This is a genomic window from Streptomyces sp. NBC_00704 (assembly GCF_036226605.1).
Classification (GTDB): domain Bacteria; phylum Actinomycetota; class Actinomycetes; order Streptomycetales; family Streptomycetaceae; genus Streptomyces.
Genome location: NZ_CP109000.1, coordinates 4,621,968 through 4,642,187 on the forward strand (window position 1 = coordinate 4,621,968; position 20,220 = coordinate 4,642,187).

The 20,220-nt window shown below is 72.0% G+C and carries 20 protein-coding genes; 15 read left to right on the top strand and 5 right to left on the bottom strand.

Features of this window, described 5'->3' with window-relative positions:
- The first annotated feature begins 29 nt into the window (after positions 1-29).
- The 8 genes from OG802_RS20190 (at position 30) to OG802_RS20225 (ending at position 7,346) form a co-directional block, all read left to right on the top strand.
- Positions 30-746, top strand: a complete 717-nt coding sequence (locus OG802_RS20190) for a VC0807 family protein (RefSeq protein WP_329412421.1) — start codon at positions 30-32, stop codon at positions 744-746.
- A 75-nt stretch (positions 747-821) separates the two neighbouring features.
- On the top strand, positions 822-2,069 hold the full coding sequence (locus OG802_RS20195; RefSeq protein WP_329412423.1) for an MFS transporter: 1,248 nt from the start codon (positions 822-824) through the stop codon (positions 2,067-2,069).
- Entirely contained in the window at positions 2,020-3,192 is a 1,173-nt protein-coding gene (locus tag OG802_RS20200; protein WP_329412425.1) for an acetoin utilization protein AcuC, read from the top strand. The genes OG802_RS20195 and OG802_RS20200 overlap by 50 nt, the downstream gene beginning before the upstream one ends.
- A gap of 259 nt (positions 3,193-3,451) precedes the next feature.
- Positions 3,452-4,267 carry a phosphatase gene (locus tag OG802_RS20205; protein WP_329412427.1) on the top strand — a complete coding sequence of 272 codons (816 nt, stop codon included), beginning with the start codon at positions 3,452-3,454 and terminating at the stop codon, positions 4,265-4,267.
- Between the two features lie 134 nt (positions 4,268-4,401).
- On the top strand, positions 4,402-4,614 hold the full coding sequence (locus OG802_RS20210; protein WP_329412429.1) for a helix-turn-helix domain-containing protein: 213 nt from the start codon (positions 4,402-4,404) through the stop codon (positions 4,612-4,614).
- Positions 4,615-4,793: 179 nt separating this feature from the next.
- Positions 4,794-4,892, top strand: coding sequence for a 30S ribosomal protein bS22 (locus tag OG802_RS20215; RefSeq protein ID WP_003948845.1), 99 nt, complete (start codon positions 4,794-4,796; stop codon positions 4,890-4,892).
- A gap of 286 nt (positions 4,893-5,178) precedes the next feature.
- Positions 5,179-6,258: an NAD-dependent epimerase/dehydratase family protein gene (locus tag OG802_RS20220; protein WP_329412430.1), complete on the top strand. Its 1,080-nt coding sequence runs from the start codon at positions 5,179-5,181 to the stop codon at positions 6,256-6,258.
- A gap of 14 nt (positions 6,259-6,272) precedes the next feature.
- Positions 6,273-7,346, top strand: coding sequence for a lysophospholipid acyltransferase family protein (locus tag OG802_RS20225; RefSeq protein ID WP_329412431.1), 1,074 nt, complete (start codon positions 6,273-6,275; stop codon positions 7,344-7,346).
- 149 nt (positions 7,347-7,495) lie between these two features.
- Here the strand turns inward: OG802_RS20225 and OG802_RS20230 are convergent, their stop codons facing one another.
- The 3 genes from OG802_RS20230 to OG802_RS20240 form a co-directional block, all read right to left on the bottom strand.
- Positions 7,496-8,734, bottom strand: coding sequence for a DUF5667 domain-containing protein (locus tag OG802_RS20230; protein ID WP_329412433.1), 1,239 nt, complete (start codon positions 8,732-8,734; stop codon positions 7,496-7,498).
- Positions 8,735-8,980: 246 nt separating this feature from the next.
- Entirely contained in the window at positions 8,981-9,760 is a 780-nt protein-coding gene (locus tag OG802_RS20235; RefSeq protein ID WP_329412435.1) for an ECF subfamily RNA polymerase sigma factor, BldN family, read from the bottom strand.
- Between the two features lie 426 nt (positions 9,761-10,186).
- Positions 10,187-11,122: an HAD family hydrolase gene (locus OG802_RS20240; RefSeq protein ID WP_329412437.1), complete on the bottom strand. Its 936-nt coding sequence runs from the start codon at positions 11,120-11,122 to the stop codon at positions 10,187-10,189.
- Positions 11,123-11,224: 102 nt separating this feature from the next.
- On the opposite strand from OG802_RS20240, the gene OG802_RS20245 reads away from it, so the two are divergent.
- The 5 genes from OG802_RS20245 (at position 11,225) to OG802_RS20265 (ending at position 16,898) form a co-directional block, all read left to right on the top strand.
- Positions 11,225-11,497: a glutaredoxin family protein gene (locus tag OG802_RS20245; RefSeq protein WP_329412438.1), complete on the top strand. Its 273-nt coding sequence runs from the start codon at positions 11,225-11,227 to the stop codon at positions 11,495-11,497.
- 250 nt (positions 11,498-11,747) lie between these two features.
- Complete coding sequence (locus OG802_RS20250) at positions 11,748-12,515, top strand: redox-sensing transcriptional repressor Rex (protein ID WP_329412439.1); 768 nt, start codon at positions 11,748-11,750, stop codon at positions 12,513-12,515.
- Positions 12,512-14,230: a glutamyl-tRNA reductase gene (locus OG802_RS20255; RefSeq protein ID WP_329412440.1), complete on the top strand. Its 1,719-nt coding sequence runs from the start codon at positions 12,512-12,514 to the stop codon at positions 14,228-14,230. The genes OG802_RS20250 and OG802_RS20255 overlap by 4 nt, the downstream gene beginning before the upstream one ends.
- A 5-nt stretch (positions 14,231-14,235) precedes the next feature.
- Entirely contained in the window at positions 14,236-15,195 is a 960-nt protein-coding gene (hemC, locus tag OG802_RS20260) for a hydroxymethylbilane synthase (RefSeq protein WP_329412442.1), read from the top strand.
- Complete coding sequence (locus OG802_RS20265) at positions 15,192-16,898, top strand: bifunctional uroporphyrinogen-III C-methyltransferase/uroporphyrinogen-III synthase (RefSeq protein ID WP_329412443.1); 1,707 nt, start codon at positions 15,192-15,194, stop codon at positions 16,896-16,898. Before hemC ends, OG802_RS20265 begins: the two co-directional genes overlap by 4 nt.
- Positions 16,899-17,046: 148 nt before the next feature.
- Here the strand turns inward: OG802_RS20265 and OG802_RS20270 are convergent, their stop codons facing one another.
- A complete protein-coding gene (locus OG802_RS20270; protein ID WP_329412445.1) occupies positions 17,047-17,226 on the bottom strand; it encodes a DUF397 domain-containing protein in 180 nt (59 codons plus the stop codon).
- Positions 17,223-18,059 (bottom strand): helix-turn-helix domain-containing protein, encoded by an 837-nt coding sequence (locus tag OG802_RS20275; RefSeq protein ID WP_329412446.1) that lies wholly within the window; start codon positions 18,057-18,059, stop codon positions 17,223-17,225. The genes OG802_RS20270 and OG802_RS20275 overlap by 4 nt, the downstream gene beginning before the upstream one ends.
- A gap of 151 nt (positions 18,060-18,210) precedes the next feature.
- Between OG802_RS20275 and OG802_RS20280 the strand changes: the two genes are divergently transcribed.
- Positions 18,211-18,645 (top strand): ATP-binding protein, encoded by a 435-nt coding sequence (locus OG802_RS20280; RefSeq protein ID WP_329417224.1) that lies wholly within the window; start codon positions 18,211-18,213, stop codon positions 18,643-18,645.
- Between the two features lie 363 nt (positions 18,646-19,008).
- On the top strand, positions 19,009-20,217 hold the full coding sequence (locus tag OG802_RS20285; RefSeq protein WP_329412447.1) for a helix-turn-helix domain-containing protein: 1,209 nt from the start codon (positions 19,009-19,011) through the stop codon (positions 20,215-20,217).
- Positions 20,218-20,220 lie beyond the last annotated feature (3 nt).

Genomic DNA, 20,220 nt, shown 5'->3' on the forward strand with positions numbered 1-20,220 from the left:
GGACCCCTCCCGGCGGCGAAGCTGAGGGCATGACGACGAACCAGCACAAGAAGCAGAACGCCTTCGCCCCGCTCATCGTGGACGTGGCGGTGCCGCTCGGGTCGTACTACCTGTTCAAGGAGGCGTTCGGGATGAGCACGTTCGCCGCGCTCGCCTGGAGCAGCGTGGTGCCGGCCGGGCGCACCCTGTGGAGCGCGGTGAGGGAGCGGACGGTCAACGGTCTCGCCGGGCTCATCCTCGTCGTCAACATCGTGGGTCTGGTGCTGAGCTTCGTCTCCGGCGACCCGCGGCTGATGCTCGCCAAGGACAGCGGGGTCAGCAGCACGGTCGGGATCGGGATCCTGGTCTCCGTGATGCTGGGGAAGCCGATGATGACCGCCGGGCTGAAGCCGTTCCTGGTGAAGAGCGACGCGGTGCGCGAGGCGGCCTGGGCGCGGCTGGAGAGCGGGGCGGCGGTCGCGTCGGCGGACTTCCGCAGGCGTGAGCGGGCCTTCTCGCTGGTGTGGGGCGCGGTGCTGCTCGCCGAGTGCGTGGTGCGGATCGTCGGCGCGTACACGGTGCCGGTGGACACCATGGTGTGGCTGGGCTCGGTGATCATGGTGGTGGCGGTCGGCCTGGGCATCGTGGTCGGCGGTGCGCTGGGCGCGGGTCCGATGGAGGCGATGGTCTCCGACGAGGTCAGGAAGGGCCAGGCCCGGCAGGCGGAGGCGGAGGCCGAGGTGCTGGAGGTCGCCCTCGCCCGGTGACGCCGACGGAGATGAGGAGAACTCATCTTTGGCTGGATCTACCCACGAGTACGCCGGGGCCCTACGCTCGCCGCCATGACAGATGTGCTGCGGCGCGGTAGGGCCTCTCTGGCGTTCGGCTTCTTCGCGCAGGGGGCCGCGTTCGCGCTGCTGGTGACCCGGATCCCGGCCGTCCAGGACCGGTACGGCGTCTCGGACGCGCTGTTGCCCGTCTTCCTCGCGGCGGTGCCGGTGCTGGCCGGGGTGGGGAGCGTGACGACCGAGCAGCTGGTGAAGCGGATACCCGCCAGTGTGGTGTTGCGCTGGTCCCAGCCGGTGGTGCTGCTGGCCCTGGTGGGGGTCGGGGCGGGGCGGGGGATGGCGGGGCTCGGGGCGGCGCTGGCGGTGTTCGGGCTGGCGGTGGGTGCGCTGGACGCCTCGATGAACATGCTCGGGGTGAGTCTGCAGCGGGCGTACGGGCGCAGCATCATGCTGGGTTTCCATGCCGTGTACAGCCTGGGCGGCATCGTGGGGGCCTCGCTGGCGTGGGCGGGGGCGCACTGGCATCTGGCGCTGTGGGTGTCGTATCTGCCGGTGGTGGCGGTGCTGCTGCCCGCCGCGCTGGTGGGGAGCCGGTGGTACGTCGACGGGGGCTCCGGGGCCGGGGGCGTGGCAGGCGAGAGCGAGGGCGACGGTGCGGGGGAGAAGGCGGGGGGCGGTGGCTCGGGGGTCGTCTTCCGGATGCTGCTGCCGCTGTGTCTGGTGATGACCTTCGCGTACATCGGGGACTCGACGGTCTCCAACTGGAGCGCGAAGTATCTGCAGGACGTGCTGGGTGGTTCGGAGCAGCTGGCCACCGTCCCCTACAACGTGTACATGGTGACGACGCTGCTCGGGCGGGCCATCGGGGACTTCGGGGTGCGGCGGTTCGGCGCGGCGGCCGTGGTGCGGGCGGGGGCGCTGGTGGCGGCGGGCGGGTTCGCGGTGGTGGCGGTCGCTCCGGGGGCGTGGGTGGGGATGCTGGGCTTCACGTTGGTGGGGCTGGGGCTGTGCGTGCTGGTGCCGCAGACGTTCGCGGCGGCGGGGCGGTTGTTCCCGGGGGCGTCAGACGCGGCGATCGCGCGGCTGAACATCTTCAACTACGTCGGGTTCCTCGTCGGTTCGCCGCTGGTGGGGGCGCTGGGCGACGCGTGGAGCTACCGCGGGGCGATGGCGGTGCCGATGGTGCTGGTGCTGGTGACGCCGGCGTACGCCCGTTCGTTCGCTCCGCGGCCGGACCGATACGGTGACGGGCATGAGCGGCCGCGCACAGTTGATGTGGGACGAGGCAGTAACGGGCTATGACTTCGGGCCCGGGCATCCGATGGATCCGGTCCGACTGGATCTGACCCGGAGGCTCGTGGGGGCCCTGGGGCTGGACCTGGCGCTGGACGTCGTCGCGGCGAAGCCTGCCGGGGAGTCGACGTTGCGGCTCGTGCACCGGGAGGACTACGTGGACGCCGTGAAGGCGGCGTCGGCGGATCCCGGGGCGGCGGACCAGGCCTACGGGCTGGGGACGATGGACGATCCGGCGTTCGCGGGGATGCACGAGGTGTCGGCTCTGATCGCCGGGCTGTCCGTGGGGGCGGCGGAGGCGGTGTGGCGCGGGGACGTGCAGCACGCGGTGAACTTCTCGGGCGGTCTGCACCACGCGATGCCGGGCGGGGCGTCGGGGTTCTGCGTGTACAACGACGCGTCGCTGGCGATCGCCCGGTTGCTGGAGCTGGGGGCCGAGCGGGTGGCGTACGTGGACGTGGACGTGCATCACGGGGACGGGGTGCAGGCGGCGTTCTGGGACGATCCGCGGGTGCTGACGATCTCGTTGCACGAGCATCCCCGGACGCTGTTCCCGCAGACGGGCTGGCCGGAGGAGACCGGCGGGGAGGCGGCGCAGGGGTCGGCGGTGAATCTGGCGCTGCCGGCGGGGACGGGGGACGCGGGGTGGCTGCGGGCGTTCCACGCGGTGGTGCCGGAGCTGATCGCCGATTTCCGGCCGGACGTGCTGGTGACGCAGCACGGGGCGGACACGCATTTCGAGGATCCGCTCGCCCACCTCGCGGTGTCGCTGGACGCGCAGCGGGCCGTCCAGGTGGCCTGCCACGAGCTGGCGCACGATCACGCCGGGGGGAAGTGGGTGGCGCTGGGCGGTGGCGGTTACGCCGTGGTGGAGGTGGTGCCGCGGTCCTGGGCGCATCTGGTGGCGGTGGCGGCGGGGACGCCGGTCGCGCCGGAGACGGTGATCCCGGAGGGATGGCGGCAGGAGGTCTTCGCCCGTACGCGGCAGTTGGGCCCCATGCGGATGACCGACGGGCGGTGGCCCGTGGGGTGGGCGGAATGGGAGGCGGGATACGACCCCGCCGACCGGCTGGACCAGGCGGTGCTCGCGACCCGGCGGGCGGTGTTCCCCCTGCGCGGTCTGCTGGCGTAGGCGCGAGCGCCGGCGCGGGGCAAGCACCGGTGCGGGGCGAGCGCCGGTCCAGGGCGAGTGGGGCGGAGGGGGCGGCGCGGTCGAGGAGGCCCGGCGGGGTCGGTGGGGGTCGGGCGGGTCTGGGTGCCCGGTGGGGCCGTAGGGGCGGGTGAGGGCGAAGGAGTGTGCGGGGGCGGCGGGCCGGGGTGCTTAGGCCGACCGTGCGGTGTCGGCCCCGTTTCCGCCCCGGGCCCGCTGTGCGTCCGTCAGCATCGCTTGCGTGTCGAGTACCGCGGCCCTTCGGGCGCATCTGCTTGCTGCGGGGCTGGCCGGGGTGGTGGCGACCTCCCGGGAGGAGAGCCTGCGCAGCTACCGGCTCTTCGCCGCACGGGATCCGCGGGTGCTGATCGGGCTGGATCCCGAACGGCCGTGGGGGCAGCGGGAGCTGCTGGCGTTGATGGCGGACAAGTGTGGGGTTTCGGCCGATCCGGGGTGCGTCTCGGGGCATGATGTGATCGATCCCGAACGGACGCTGGCCGCACTGGACGCTTTCGCGGACCGGCTCGCCTCGGTCGCCGAGCGTGGCGGCCGGGTGCTCCTCGGGACCGGGCATCCGCACCGGCTGCTGGGCTTCTACGCCGAGCTCGCGGACGCTCTGTCGACGGCGGGATGTGATGTCCTCAGCCCGGCGCAGGGTCACTGTGTCGACATAACGACCCGGTTCGGTCTACGCACCCACCGTCTGGCGTACGTCCGGGGCGTCGCCGTCGTCCGGGAGGCCGGCGCTGAACGCGCCGGTTGTGCGACCGGTGTGCACAGCCATTCCCCGCTGCCGGTTCGGGCGGCGCTCGCGGTGGCCGCGGAGGACGGCGGGCGGCTCCCCGAGTTGGTGATCGGTGACCACGGGTGGGTCTGCGGGGCAGGTCAGCTGGGGTTCGAGGCGATCGGGCTGGCGGACTCCGACGACCCCGCGCCGTTCGTCGGGGAGGCCGAGGGGACCGTCTCCGTGGTCGTTCCACTTGACGACGCCGTGCGCTCCGCTCACTACGAGCCGCTGACCCGCTACGTACTCAATCGCGCGTGTCTGTCCGAGTAGGCCGCTGATGCGTGCACCTCTTCCCCACTCGCATCACCCGCCCCTACATTGGGGAGTGAGCACGCAGCGACGAAGAGTCACCGGAAGGGGAAGCCGGTGGCCGTCGAGTCGAGTGCGGAAGGTTCAGGTGTGTCATGGCTGCAGCTGGCGAGAGGCCTCTGAACGAGGTTCAGTTCCTTACCGTGGCGGAAGTCGCCTCGGTGATGCGAGTGTCGAAGATGACCGTGTACCGGCTGGTGCACAGCGGTCATCTGCCCGCGATCCGGGTGGGGCGGTCCTTCCGCGTCCCCGAGCAAGCGGTTCACGAGTACCTCCGCGAGAGCTATGTGGGGGTGCAGACCGCCTGACGGCCAGGCCTGTCCGCAGGGCAGGCGGCAGGGCGGAGGGGTCCGGCCGCAGGGCCGTCCCGGACCCCTCCCCTCCCTCGATTACGACCTCAGCGCTCGGGCGGGTAGGCTAGCCCCTCGTAGGTCGTATGGGCCCATGGCGCCCAGCACCGAGTGATGAGAAGTGAGCGAGGGTAGTCGTGGGCTCTGTTATCAAGAAGCGGCGCAAGCGGATGGCCAAGAAGAAGCACCGCAAGCTGCTCAAGCGCACGCGCGTCCAGCGTCGCAACAAGAAGTAAGCGAACGTACTTACTTCCTCGCGACGCGAGCCGCGTAGGCGTCGTGTGGCCCCCCACCGTGTTATCGGTGGGGGGCCACACGCATGTCCGGGCCGTGTGCGCTCGGCTGGACGCCGTGCGCATGCGGGGACGGGCGCGGTGGCCGGTCCGGTCGTGCGACCGGCGGTTTCCGGCACGTCGGCGTCGGCCGGTCACCACAGCGCGATATCGACCCGCTAAGTTGGCCCGCAGACGGGAACGCGGCAGGGTAGCCAGGCGGTTCCCGGACGGAAGGAAGGCGCTGATCTTGGGAAAGGTCGTGCTCGTTACCGGAGTGGCCCGTCAGCTCGGGGGCCGGTTCGTACGGCGGATCCTGCGGGATCCACAGGTCGACCGGGTCGTCGCGGTGGACGCCGTGCCGCCCGAGCACCATCTCGGCGGCGCCGACTTCATCCAGACCGACATCCGCCAGCCGACTATCGCGCGGGTGCTCGCCGAGACCGGCGCGGACACGGTCGTCCATCTCGACGTGACGGGCACCGCGTTGGGCGGCGGCAGCCGGACCACGGTCAAGGAGACCAACGTCATCGGCACCATGCAGCTGCTCGGCGCCTGCCAGAAGTCGCCGAACGTGAAGCGGCTGGTCGTCAAGTCCAGCACCAACGTCTACGGGTCCGCGCCGCGCGATCCGGCCGTGTTCACCGAGACCACCTCCGCCAAGTCGCTGCCCAGCGGGGGCTTCGCCAAGGACGCCGTCGAGGTCGAGGGGTATGTGCGCGGCTTCGCCCGGCGGCGGCCGGACGTCGCCGTGTGCGTGCTGCGGTTCGCCAACATCCTCGGGCCGACCGCCGAGACGCCGCTCGCCGCGTACTTCGCGCTGCCCGTGCTGCCCACGGTGTTCGGCTACGACCCCCGGTTGCAGTTCGTGCACGAGGACGACGTGATCGAGGTGCTGCGGATCGGCTCGCACGAGCCGGAGCGGGGCACGCTCAACAGCGGCACCTTCAACATCGCCGGGGACGGCGTGCTGTTGCTGTCGCAGTGCTCGCGGCGGCTCGGGCGGCCCACCGTGCCGCTGCCGCTGCCGGCCGTCACCTGGGCGGGCTCCCTGGTGCGTACGCTGGGCATGACGGACTTCTCGCCCGAGCAGATCCGGCTGCTCACCCACGGCCGGGTGGTGTCGACCGTGCAGATGCGCGAGACGCTGGGGTTCCGGCCCCGCTACACCACGGCCGGGACGTTCGAGGACTTCGCGCGCAGCCAGGGGCCGGGGCTGCTGCCTCCCGAGGCCGTCGCCGGGGCCGTCGACCGGATCGCCGCGCTGCCGCTGCCGGGCCGCGATCCGGCCGCCGTCCCGGTCCACCCCCCGACGCCGAGCGCCAACTGAGGAGCGCAGCAACGATGGCGGACGCCAAGGTCATTCCGTTCGACGACGACCGGTCCCGCGGGAGCGCGGCGACGCGGCCGCCCCGGCGCCGGGGCGGGGGCGGCCGGCGCAGGAACGGCGAGGCCGCGCCGGTCCGGGAGATCGGCGAGGCCGGAGAGGTCCAGCCCCTGCCCACCAGGGCGGCCGGGCTGGATGATGTTCCTGTGACGGGTGAGGAACAGGGGCCGGAACGCGAGGACGGGGGCGCCGGCGGCCTGGAACGGCGGATCGCGGGCGGCCTGTCGTTCCTGCGCCGGCGCCTCACGGGCGACTACGAGGTCGACGACTTCGGCTACGACGAGGAGCTGACCGACCAGGTCCTGATGTCGCTCCTGCGGCCGGTGTACGAGAAGTACTTCCGGGTCGAGGTGAAGGGCGTCGAGAACATCCCGGCCGAGGGAGGGGCGCTGATCGTCGCCAACCACTCCGGGACGGTGCCGCTGGACGGGCTGATGATGCAGGTCGCCGTCCACGACCACCACCCGGCGGGGCGGCATCTGCGGCTGCTCGCCGCCGACCTGGTGTTCGTGCTGCCGGTGGTCAACGAGCTGGCCCGCAAGCTCGGTCACACGCTCGCCTGCGCCGAGGACGCGGAACGGCTGCTGGGCCAGGGCGACCTGGTCGGGGTGATGCCGGAGGGCTTCAAGGGCATCGGGAAGCCGTTCGGCGAGCGGTACAAGCTACAGCGGTTCGGCCGGGGCGGCTTCGTCTCGACTGCGCTGCGCCAGGGCGCGCCGATCATCCCCTGCTCGATCGTGGGGGCCGAGGAGATCTACCCGATGATCGGCAATGCCAAGACGCTGGCGCGGGTGCTGGGTTTCCCGTACTTCCCGCTGACGCCGACGTTCCCGTGGCTGGGCCCGCTGGGCGCGATCCCGCTGCCGACGAAGTGGACGATCCAGTTCGGCGAGCCGATCCGCACGGACGGCTTCCCGCCGGAGGCGGCCGAGGACCCGATGCTGATGTTCAACCTGACGGACCAGGTCAGGGAGCAGATCCAGCACACGCTCTACAAGTTGCTGGTGCAGCGGCGGTCGGTGTTCTTCTGAGCCTGGCCGGTGGGCCGGTGGGCCGGTGGGCCGGCGGGCGGTGTCCGGCGCGGCCGGCCGAAGCCCGCACAGCGGTGGGGCGCCCCTTCCCGGAGGAATTCCCGGAAGAAGGGGCGCCCCACCGCTGTGCGGGTCGCCGGAAGGCTTCGTCAGTCCGCGTCCTCGCTGTCGATGCCCAGGCCCGGGAGCAGGCCGGGCAGGAGGGGCGGGAGGGTGACGTCCGGCCGGGTGCCGGGGGTGTTGTCCGGGGCGGTGCTGCCGCCGTTGTCCTTCGGGGGGTCGAGCAGGCCGCCGGTGTCGCCGCCGAGCAGGCCCCCGTCGTCCCTGGCGGCGCCGGAGGAGGACGTGCCGGGGGCGCCGGGGGTGGTGCCGCCGGTGTCGGCCGACTCCTTGCCGGGGCGGGCGCCGGGGCTGGTCGAGCGGCCGCTCTCGGAGGAGCCGCTGGACGCCGGGCCGGTGCCGTGGCGGGCGCCGCCGCCGGGGGCGGGCGGTTTCGGCAGCAGGGACTGAAGCGGCGCGACCTCTTCGTCCATGGCCTCGAAGACCGAGGAGACCTGCTGGCTGACGTCCCCGAGCTGGACCGGCAGGCGGTCCCGCAGGGCGCCCCAGGCCTCGCGGTGCGAGCGGGTGAACGCGTCGAGGGCCTGGATGGGGCCCAGGGAGTGCGGGTCGCGTTCGTACGCCTCGTGGAGGAGGCGGTGGCCTTCCGTGGCGTCGTGCTGGACGCCGTTCAGGGCGCGGCGGATCTCGCCGAGGGACTCGTGGTCGAGGTCGCCGCTGCGGCCCCGTTCCATGAGCCGGCGGGCTTCGCTGAGCCGGGTGGAGGCCTGGTCGAGGTAGGTGCGACCGCGTTCGTCGTCGCCGTCGGCCAGGTAGTTGAGTTTGAAGTCCTCGATGCCGCGCTTCAGTCCGTAGAGCCCGTCGCCGGGGAGGGCGTCGGAGCTGGCCGCGGCGACGCCGCCGAAGGCCCCCGCCGCGACGCCGACGCTGAGGCCGCCCGCCGTGAGGCCCTTCGCCAGGCGGGAACGCGGTCGCAGTTTGCCCAGGGGACCGGCCCGGTGTGTGCCCTTCGCCCGGTGGGAGCGTTGCTCCGGCACCGAGGGTTCCGCCGCTTCGCCTCCCACGGTGCCCGCCTTCAGCATGGCCTCCATGGCGGCGACCAACTGGGCGCGCTGGACGACCTTGACCTCGGGGTCCATCTCCGGCTTGGGCAGCTCGGCGAGACTCGTGGCGAGGGCCAGGACGCGGCCCTGCTCGGTCTGGTCCGCAGCGGCCGGCGCCGGCGGTGATCCTTCGGTCTGCTCGGCCGCCGTGCCCTGGTCGGACTGCTCCTCCAGGGCCTGGGCGAAGGCGTTCGCCCGCCGGTGTGCCGATACGTTCGCGATCACAGGCGGCACCTCCTCTCGTCATGACGGTCGACTCCCCGGGGGTTCTGAGGGTTGCACGCCCTCGGCCGGTTCCACACGATCGGGTGATCGGGGTCGGCCAGGACGTGACCACAGGGAGCCTGTATCCCGCACAACGACTGGCGCGGCACTTGGGTTACGGACGGCGGATGATCGGATCGGGAAGTCAACGGACTTTCACTGAAAGTGAGTTGGGGATGGCCGACGGTGGCCTGCCGACGGGTCGGGTCAGCGGGCGTCTTCCGGCAGGAGGCGGGCGAGGGTGCGGACGGCCCGGTACTGGAGCGTTTTGATGGCGCCCTCGTTCTTGCCCATCACACGAGCGGTCTCGGCGACGGAGAGGCCCTGAAGGAACCGGAGCGTCACGCACTCCTGCTGCTGGGGGTTGAGTCGGCGCACCGCGTCGAGCAGTGCGGCGTTGGAGAGGGACTCCAGGACGGAGTCCTCGGGTGAGCGCTCGACCTCGTTGGCGTCGAGCATCTCGCCGGTGGTCACCTCCAGCCGGAAACGGCTCGACTTGAAGTGGTCGGCGACGAGGTTGCGGGCGATGGTGACGAGCCAGGCGCCGAAGTCGCGGCCCTGCCAGGTGAACGTCCCGATGCGACGCAGGGCGCGCAGGAACGTCTCGCTGGTGAGGTCCTCGGCTGTCGCCTTGCCGCCCACGCGGTAGTAGATGTAGCGGTACACGGTGTCGCTGTACTGGTCGTACAGCCGCCCGAAGGCGTCGGCCTCGCCGGCCTGTGCGCGTTCGACGAGATCCATCATCCGGGCGCTGTCGCTGTCGGCGGCCGGTCGGCGGGCGGTGGTCGCGCCGGTCGGGCGTCCTCTTCTGCCGACCGCGGCGCTGCCTTCTGCCAGTGCATAGCACGGGCCCGCCGGAGCGGCTGTGGCGAAGGCGGGGACGGCGTACGCGGTGGGGACGAAGCCGCGCAACAGGTCCTGGACCGTAGCGACCGTTGCGCGCAGCGTAGCCAGGCCCGAGGTGTCAACCCCGACGTGTGGGTACACGGGACTCCCAGAGGCAGAGCTTCCATCACGTGCAGTGCGGAACCTTTCACCCGTCGTGACGACGGGAGGGGTGCCGGAATGCGTCTGAGGAGAATAACGCTTCGTACAGGCCCTGCTACACCGAGTTGCTCAAATCATCGATTACGTCGCTTCTGTGGCCTATTGGCGCTCGATCAAGTCACGCAAGATGAACGATTGTTGACTGAATTGGTTCGGGTTTCGGGTCGGTCCGGGGCGTGTTGTGGCTGTCCGCGGACAACAGGACTGCGTGTGGGGTTACGGGGGTACGGCCGTTGGATTGGCCGGGTTTGCTCGTGGGTGTGGAGTGTTGTCGGGCGCAATGACGAAGCGGCCGGGCGATTGTCGTACCGCCGCGGCCGCTTCCGCCGTTCTCCGTGCCCGTCGTTCTCCGGGCCCGCCGCTCGCCTACCGGCGCCGCCGGTGCAGGGCGATGGCCGCCGCGGTGCCGCCCGCGACCGCGCCCACGCCCGCCGCCGCCGGGATGCCCACCTTCGCCGCCTTGCGGCCGGTGCGGTAGTCGCGCAGCCGCCAGTCCAGGGTGCGGGCGTGCTTGCGCAGCTTGGCGTCGGGGTTGATGGCGTAGGGGTGGCCGACCAGGGACAGCATCGGGATGTCGTTGTGGGAGTCGCTGTAGGCGGCGCAGCGCGAGAGGTCCAGGTTCTCCGCGGCCGCGAGCGCGCGCACCGCCTCGGCCTTCGCGGGCCCGTGCAGCGGTTCGCCGACGAGCTTGCCGGTGTAGACGCCGTCGACCGACTCGGCGACCGTGCCGAGCGCGCCGGTGAGGCCGAGGCGGCGGGCGATCACCTGGGCGATCTCCACCGGGGCCGCCGTGACCAGCCACACCTTCTGGCCGGCGTCGAGGTGGGCCTGGGCGAGGGCGCGGGTGCCCGGCCAGATGCGCTCGGCCATGTACTCGTCGTAGATCTCCTCGCCGATCGACATCAGCTCGGAGACGCGGTGGCCCTGCACGATGGACAGCGCCGAGTCGCGGGCCTCCTGCATGTGCTCGGGGTCCTCGACGCCGGCCAGCCGGAACCAGGCCTGCTGCCAGGCGAAGCGGACCAGGTCCTGGGTCTCGAAGAACTTCCGTTTGTACAGGCCGCGGCCGAAGTGGAAGAGCGCCGCGCCCTGCATGACGGTGTTGTCGAGGTCGAAGAAGGCGGCGGCCAGCGCGTCGCCGTGCACCGGGAACTGCGGCTCCCGGGCGGAAGCGTCCGGGGCGTCCTGGGAGTCCAGGGCCTGGGTGGACTTGCGGGCTGCCTCCGCCGAGGCCTCGCCTGCCAACACGCTCCGCGCCGTGGCGGAGCGCCTACGGGGGGTGAGCCATCCTAGAGCGGCCATGGCGTGAGCATAGCCATTGTGTTCGGCGGTTCCGGATCGGAGAGGTTCGAAGGAGGTGAACTCGCCGGGGCCACGCCGTGGAGAAAGCGCGAGAATGGCGGTATGAGTCCCCTCTTTCGACGCAAGGCCGGGCCGGGCGACCGGTCGGTCACGCTGATCCGCAAGTCCGGCTGCCATCTGTGCGACGACGCCGAGCGGGTGGTCGACAAGGTCTGCGCGGAGCTCGGCGTGCCCTGGGAACAGAAGGACATCGCCGACGACCGGGAGCTGTACGACCGGTACTGGGAGCAGATTCCGGTCGTCCTCGTGGACGGCAGACAGCACACGTTCTGGCGGGTGGACGAGGACCGGCTGCGCGGGGAGCTGACCGGCTGAGGAACTGACCGAGCAGTACAAGGGGCGCCGAACGTCGCTTAGGATCGATGGTGGTTCGGACGCGGGGGCGGGATTCACGAGGAGAGTGGCGGTTTTGCCCCCTGGAATGACGCGCGTGACCCCGGTCACGTTGGCCGGGCAAATCGGACACCATCTTTGTGCACGCGTTCACAAAGACATAGCCTGCTGTCGACGGGGCGGTCTGGGAACGTACGACCGCCCACAGCCCCGCTCTACCCGCAGGAGCACCGTGGCAACTGGCCGAACTCACCGACCGGCGACCCGTGGCCGAGGGATTCCCGAGGCCACCGTCGCCCGCCTTCCGCTGTACCTCCGCGCGCTGACCGCACTGTCGGAGCGCTCGGTGCCCACGGTCTCCTCCGAGGAGCTCGCGGCCGCGGCGGGGGTCAACTCCGCCAAGCTGCGCAAGGACTTCTCCTACCTCGGTTCCTACGGCACGCGGGGCGTCGGCTACGACGTCGAGTATCTCGTCTACCAGATCTCCCGTGAACTGGGGCTCACCCAGGACTGGCCGGTAGTGATCGTCGGCATCGGAAACCTCGGCGCGGCGCTCGCCAACTACGGCGGCTTCGCCTCGCGCGGCTTCCGCGTCGCGGCGCTCATCGACGCCGACCCCGCCATGGCCGGCAAGCAGGTCGCCGGGATCGCCGTCCAGCACAGCGACGGCCTGGAGAAGATCATCTCCGACAACGGGGTCTCCATCGGCGTCATCACCACCCCGCCGTCCGTGGCCCAGCAGGTCTGCGACCGGCTCGTGGCCGCCGGCGTCACCTCCATCCTGAACTTCGCGCCGACCGTGCTGTCCGTGCCGGACGGCGTCGACGTGCGCAAGGTCGACCTCTCGATCGAGCTCCAGATCCTCGCCTTCCACGAGCAGCGCAAGGCCGGCGAGGAGGCCGCCCTCAACGAGGCAGCCGCCCTGTCCGCGTCCGCCGGCCGCGGCGACTCCACCGACCAGGGACCCGACGGGGACGTGCCCGCCGTGATGCCGGCATGAGTCTCCTCGTCGTCGGACTGAGCCACCGCAGCGCTCCCGTGAGCGTGCTGGAGCGGGCGTCGCTGTCCGCGGACGCCCAGTCCAAGCTGCTCCAGGACACCGTCGCCGCCGAGCCCGCCGCCGAGGCCGCCGTCCTCGCCACCTGCAACCGGATCGAGCTGTACGCCGACGTGGACAAGTTCCACGCGGGCGTCGCCGAGCTGTCCACGCTGCTCGCCCAGCACAGCGGGGTCGGCCTGGAGGAGCTCACTCCCTATCTCTACGTGCACTACGAGGACCGCGCCGTCCACCACTTCTTCTCGGTGGCCTGCGGACTGGACTCCATGGTCGTCGGCGAGGGCCAGATCCTCGGGCAGATCAAGGACGCCCTGGCCCGCGCGCAGGAGCTGCACACCGCCGGACGGCTGCTGAACGACCTGTTCCAGCAGGCCCTGCGGGTCGGCAAGCGCGCCCACTCCGAGACCGGCATCGACCGCGCCGGGCAGTCCCTGGTCACCTTCGGCCTGGAGCAGCTGGCCGCGGGCGGGGACGTGCGGGACTGGGCGCGGGGCAAGCGCGCCCTCGTGATCGGCGCGGGATCCATGTCGTCGCTGGCCGCCGCCACCCTGGCGCGCGCCGGGGTCGCCGAGGTCGTCGTCGCCAACCGCACCCTGGACCGCGCCGAGCGGCTCACCCGGATACTGGCCGAGGCCGACGGCGGACACGTGTCGGCCCGCGCGGTACCGATGGAGTCGGTGCCGGCCGAGCTGACACGTGCCGACGTGGCCGTCTCCTGCACCGGGGCCACGGGCCTGGTCCTGACGGCGGAGTCGGTCGCGGCGGCGGTCGAGGGCCGCACCGGCGCGCCCGTCGCCTTCGACGAGGAGGCCGCCCCGGCCGGTGAACGGCCGCTGCCGGCCGCCTCCGCGGGCAGCGACGACAACTGCCCGCTCGACCTGGCCGCCGTCCAGCAGTCCGGGGTGCAGCGCGACGGGTTCTCCGTGATCGGGGAGGCCGCCGTCGCCGGCATGGACGCCGCCACGCTGGAGCAGCACGCCGCCTGGGTCGACAACGCCACCGTCGACCGGCGGCTCGCCGGCCGGCGCGGTCCCGAGGCCGACGCCGAGCTGATCGCCGCGCTCGCCGCGACCGCCGCCGCCGTCGGCCGCATCCCCGAGCGCCGCACACCCGAGCCGGTCGCCGCGCTCGTCCGGCCGCAGCCGGTGCTCTTCCTGCTCGACCTGGCGATGCCGCGGGACGTCGACGCGGCCGCCCACCGCCTCGCCGGGGTGCGGCTCGTCGACATCGAGTCGCTCTCCGAGGCCTCGGCCGACGCGCCGATGGCCGCCGACGTCGACCAGGTGCGGCGGATCGTCGCCGACGAGGTCGCCGCGTTCGGGGCGGCGCAGCGGGCCGCGCACATCACGCCGACCGTGGTCGCGCTGCGCGCCATGGCCGCCGACGTGGTGGCCGGCGAGATCGCCCGGCTCGACGGGCGGCTGCCCGGCCTGGACGACAGGCACCGCGCCGAGATCACCCAGACCGTGAAGCGCGTCGTCGACAAGCTGCTGCACGCGCCGACCGTGCGGGTCAAGCAGCTCGCCGCCGAACCCGGCGGCGCCGGGTACGCGGACGCGCTGCGGACTCTGTTCGACCTCGACCAGGAGACGGTGGCCGCCGTGTCCCGGGCCGAGGACAGCACCGAGAAGACATCAGAGAACCGAGGGCCGGCATGAGCGGCATGAGTACGAAGGCACTGAGACTGGGGACGAGGCGGAGCAGACTCGCCATGGCCCAGTCCGGGCAGGTCGCGGAGGCCGTGAGCCAGGTGACCGGGCGGCCCGTGGAGCTCGTCGAGATCACCACCTACGGCGACGTGTCCCGTGAGCACCTCGCGCAGATCGGCGGCACGGGCGTCTTCGTGACCGCGCTGCGCGACGCGCTGGCCAAGGGTGAGGTCGACTTCGCGGTTCACTCGCTGAAGGACCTCCCCACCACCCAGCCCGAGGACCTGGTGCTGGCCGCCGTGCCGGTGCGCGAGGACCCGCGCGACGCGATCGTCGCCCGGGACGCGCTGAAGTTCACCGACCTGCCGCGCGGGGCGCGCATAGGCACCGGCTCGCCGCGCCGCATGGCGCAGCTGAACGCGTACGCGCGCAGCCACGGGCTGGACATACAGACCGTGCCGATACGCGGGAACGTCGACACCCGCATCGGGTACGTGCACGACGGCGAGCTGGACGCGGTGGTGCTGGCCGCGGCCGGCCTGAGCCGCATCGGCCGCCTCGACGAGGTCACCGACTTCCTGTCGATAGACACGGTTCTGCCCGCTCCCGGCCAGGGAGCACTGGCGATCGAATGCGCCGCGCACGACGCGTCGCTGATCTCCGCGCTCGGCGCGCTCGACGACCCGTTCACCCGGGTCGCCGTGACCGCCGAACGGTCCCTGCTCGCCGCCCTGGAGGCCGGCTGCAGCGCCCCTGTGGGCGCACTGGCCGACCTCCTGGCCGACGGGCAGATTGTCAACGAAATGCGCCTGCGGGGCGTCGTCGGGACTCCCGACGGCTCTCGCACGGTGCAGCTGTCCACCACCGGTCCCGTGCCCGAGACGCACGACGGGGCGATGGCGCTCGGTCGCGAACTCGCCGCCGAGATGCTCGCCCAGGGCGCGGCCGGTCTGATGGGGGAGCAAGCACAGTGAGCCCCACCGCCCTTCCAGCCGCTGGCCTCGAACACGGGCACGTCACCTTCCTGGGTGCCGGACCCGGGGATCCGGGACTGCTGACTCTGCGCGCCGTGGAGGCGCTGGCGCACGCGGACGTCCTCGTCGCCGAGCACGAGGTGCTCGACGTCGTGCGGACGCACGCCAGGCCCGGCGTCGCCGTCGTGCACGCGGACGCGAGTCCTTCTCCGGACTCCGCCGCGGGCACGGGCACGCCGTTCCCGACGCTCGTTGACGGCACGTCAACAACCGCTGAGACACCCGCTGTGCGCGATGCCGCACATCTTGTCATGGAGGCCGCGCGGGGCGGCAGGCGGGTCGTCCGTGCGGTGTCCGGGGACCCCGGACTCGACGCGTACGCGGCGGAGGAGATGCTCGCGTGCGCCGCCGCCGGCGTCCCCTTCGAGGTCGTGCCCGGCGTCGCGGCCGCGGTCGGCGTGCCCGCGTACGCCGGTGTGCCGCTGCGCGACGCGCAGGGCGCGGACGTCCGCTTCGTCGACGCGCGCACCGCCTCGGACCGCTGCTGGACCGAGGTCGGCGCGTCCGACGGCACGGTCGTGGTGTCGACGACCCTCGACTCCGTGGCCGCGGCCGCGGGGGAGCTGGTCTCGGCGGGCCGCAAGCCCGACACCCCGATGACGGTGACCGTCGCCGGCACGACGACCCGGCAGCGCACCTGGTCGGCGACGCTCGGCACCATCGCGCAGACCCTGAAGCAGGCCAAGGTGCTGCCCTCCCCGGAGGGCGGCCGGCCGGTCATAGCCGTGGTCGGTGAGCGTTCCGCCCCCGCCCAGCGCGACCAGCTGGCGTGGTTCGAGTCCAAGCCGCTGTTCGGCTGGAAGGTGCTCGTCCCGCGCACGAAGGAGCAGGCGGTCTCGCTCTCCGACCAGCTGCGGTCCTACGGGGCCGTGCCGCACGAGGTGCCGACGATCGCCGTCGAGCCGCCGCGCACCCCCCAGCAGATGGAGCGCGCGGTCAAGGGCCTGGTGACGGGCCGCTACGAGTGGATCGCCTTCACGTCCGTCAACGCCGTCAAGGCGGTGCGGGAGAAGTTCGAGGAGTACGGGCTCGACGCGCGCGCCTTCGCGGGCATCAAGGTGGCCGCGGTCGGCGAGCAGACGGCGAAGGCGCTGATCGCCTTCGGCGTGAAGCCCGACCTGGTGCCGAGCGGCGAGCAGTCGGCCGCCGGGCTGCTGGAGGACTGGCCGCCCTACGACCCGGTCTTCGACCCGATCGACCGGGTGTTCCTGCCGCGCGCCGACATCGCCACCGAGACCCTGGTGGCCGGGCTCATCGAGCTGGGCTGGGAGGTCGACGACGTCACCGCCTACCGGACCGTGCGGGCCTCGCCGCCGCCGGCCGAGACGCGGGAGGCGATCAAGGGCGGCGGCTTCGACGCGGTGCTCTTCACGTCGTCGTCCACCGTGCGCAACCTGGTCGGCATCGCCGGCAAGCCGCACAACGTCACGGTGATCGCCTGCATCGGCCCGGCGACCGCCAAGACGGCGGAGGAGCACGGCCTGCGGGTCGACGTGATGGCTCCCGAGCCGTCCGTGCTCAAGCTGGCCGAGGCCCTGGCCGACTTCGGCCTGCGCCGCAGGGCGGCCGCGCGGGAGGCCGGCGACCCGGTGACCCGGCCGAGCGAGCGACGCCCGGGGGCGCGGCGCAGGCGGGCTACCTAGTCGCCCGTGCGTGGTCCGCCCCAGGGGCGCCTCGCCCTGAACGGCCTCTTGTGCGCCCCGCCGTCTCCGTCGGAGACGGCGGGGCGTTCTCCTTGCGCGAGCGCTTGGCTGGGCTCCGTCCGGGGCGAGCCCCAAGCCGGCGGCGAGGTCAGTGGTCGGACGCGTAGGGCAGGAACTCCGCCCAGGCGGTGGGGGTGAGGGTGAGGCGGGGGCCGACGGGGTTCTTGGAGTCGCGGACGAGGACGTGGCTCTCGTCGGGGATGGCCACCTCGACGCAGTCAGGGCCGCTGGACGTGCTGTAGCTGCTTTTTATCCACTCCAGCTTCATGTTTCTCCAAGTACTTTCTCGACGAGGGCCGTCGACTCCCGAGGGCTGAGAGCCTGTGCCCGGATGATTCCATACTGGATGTCCAGGAGTTGCACCTCTTTCGGCTCAGCGATCACACGGCTGACGTGCACGACCTCGACGTGACCGACGGTCGTGCCGTCCGTCAGCCTGAGCAACCTGAACGACCCGTCGAGCCCCGAGTTCTCCTCGTGACCCAGAGGCAGCACCTGAAGGTCGACGTTGCCGAAATCCGCGACCGCCAACAGGTGTTCGAGTTGCGCGCGCATCACCATCTTGCCCCCGATGGGCCGACGGAGCGTCGACTCGCACTGGACAAAGCTGAAGACAGGCCGCGCCGTCGTGCCGTTGACGATCTCCTGCCGTGCCACCCGGGCCGCTACTTGCTGCTCCAACTGGTCAGCGGCGAACGGTGGCCGACGAGCGCTGAGCACCGCGCGCGCGTACTCCCTGGTCTGCAACAACCCATGAATCACCGAGTTGTTGTACGCGCACAGCTCGACCGCGTCCGCCTCCAGCCTCTTCAGGTCCCGCACTTTCTTCGGGTACCGGACCTCCGCCAGGTCCTCCTTCAGCGCCGCGATCCTGCCGCCCGCCGACAGCACCTCGTCGGCGCGGTCCAGGTACTCGGGGCGCGGAATCCGCCGCCCGCGCTCCACGGAGGAGACCTGTTCCTCGCCGTACCCGATGGCCGCCCCGAACTCGGCCTGGGTGAGGCCGGCCGACTCCCGCCACAGTTTCAGCTGCCGTTGGACGGTCCTCATCACCGCGCCGGCTTCGTCGTCGACCTCCGGTTCCGCGTCCCACCCGCTCATGTCCGCCGTCCTCCCGCCGCGCCCTTTTCGGTCCAACTCCGGGTGTCCGCGCCCCGTCAACCCGTACGGCCCGGACGGAACCGGACGTCACGCGGACGGACACCCTCCGCACGGGCCACCCTGCTTCACAGGTTACGCACGCGTGGACACGCTGAGTGACGTGAATCAGCAAACTGTGCGCGCTCCCCTCCACCAGTTCTCCGTGCCGCTCTCCGCCACCCGGCGCGGCGCGCGTCTCGCCCGCCTCCTCGCGGCCGAGCAACTCAGCGCCTGGGGTGTGCCGTTGGACCCGGCCCGGCTCGTGGTCGCGGAACTCGCCGCGAACGCGGCTCTGCACGGCCGCGTCCCCGGACGGAGCTTTCGCCTCACGCTCTCCGTCACCGCGCCAAGGACGTTGCGTGTCGAAGTCGCCGACACCCTGGGCGATCGCCTGCCGCATCGGTCACGAGAGGACTCCGGAGCCCCTCCGGAGTCCGGCTACGGGCTGTTGCTCGTCGAGGAGTCGGCCGACCGGTGGGGCGTGCGGTGCGGGCCGGTGCCGTGCAAGACCGTCTGGGCGGAGCTGGATTTCACCCCCCTCCGGTGAACTCCGCACCGGAGCCCGGAAAACCGGGATCCGGTGGTGCGAAGGCCGGTGCGGCGGGCGGTAAAAGATCAAAGAAACCGGGGAAAAAACCCTTCCAACCAAACCAAACCCCGTGTTTGTCACTCGAGTGGGTGAAACGGGCCGTTGTGGCTGGCGTGTGGGTCGTCCCACCGTGCACGCTCGGCACGAACGACTCCCACACATGCATCGGCCCTCGCCGGGACGGCAATCCCAGTGCGAGGGCCTGACCATCCAGGAAGAGAGCAATTCTTCCCCATGGCTGCCACGAAGCCTATCGCTGCCACGCACTCCGCACAGGGCGTTCGGCGCAGTGCCACCCACTCCGGTGTCACCCACGTACGTGTGTACCAGCCGATCCGCTACACGGTCATCGGCAACCACCTCGCCCAGCACCCGGCGTTGTCGCTGGTCGCGATCGGTCTGGCCGTGCACATCCTGTCGCTGCCGCAGGGTGCCTGCGTCGACATCCGCAGTCTCGCCGGACGCTTTCCCGAAGGGCGGGGCCGCATCGCCTCCGGGCTGCGGGAGCTGGAGGCGCACGGCTATCTGGAGCGGGTGCGCGAGCGCACGGACGGGGGCCGTTTGGTGACCCGTACGTACGCCTACGACAACCCGGCGCTCACCCGGAGGCAGACGGAGGCGACCGAGGTGCAGGACGCGCCGGTGGCTCCTGCCGCCGCCGTCGCCTGCGTCGCCCCGGTCGCACCCGTCGCCTCGGTCGCGCCCGTGGCCCCGGTCGCGCCCGTCGCTCCGTTCCCGCCCGTGGCCCCGGTCCCGCCCGTGGCCCCGGTCGCGCCGGTCGTGGTCGCGGAAGCCGTAGTGGTCGAGGCGGCATGCGACACGGTCCCCGATGACGCTCCGACGCCGCCGTCCGAAGGGTTCGAAAGCTCCGAGCCGTCCGAGCCGTCCGAGCCGTTCGAAGCCTCCGAGCAGTCCGAGCCCTCCGAGCAGTCCGAGCCCTCTGAGCCGTCCGAGCCCTCCGATCCGTCCGAACCAGTCGGATCCCTTGACCAGCCGGGACCGTCCGGCAGCGAGCACCGTGAGAAGGCCTTCGCCCTGCTCGCGGGCCTGCGCCGCATCGACGACCGCTTCACGCTCTCCCGGAAGGACGTGGAGAGCCTCGCCCCCGCCGTCGTCGCCTGGTTGGACAACGGCGCATCCCGGGCCGCGGTGACCCACGCCATGATCGCCGACGTTCCCGTCCCCTTGATGTCTCCCGCCGGGTTCCTCGCCTACCGGCTCCGGGAAGGTCTCCCGCCGCCTCTGCCGGCGCCTCCGCCGTACGCGGATCCTCCCGGCACCCCGCCGACCGCCACCGTGCCGGACCGGCCGGCCCCCTGGTCGGATCCCTGGGAGGACTGCGAAGGCGGCTGCACGCGCGTCTTCCGGGAGTCGGCGCCCGACAAGTGCTGTCGCGAGTGCCGTGCGCGCAGAGCGGCAGCGTCGACGAAGTCGCCGGTGCGCACGTCTGAGCCCTCACGCAGCCGGAGTGGACCGGTGAGGGGCCGACGGGGCGTCGGCAAAGGGGCCGGCGGGGCGGGCGTAGCGTAGAAG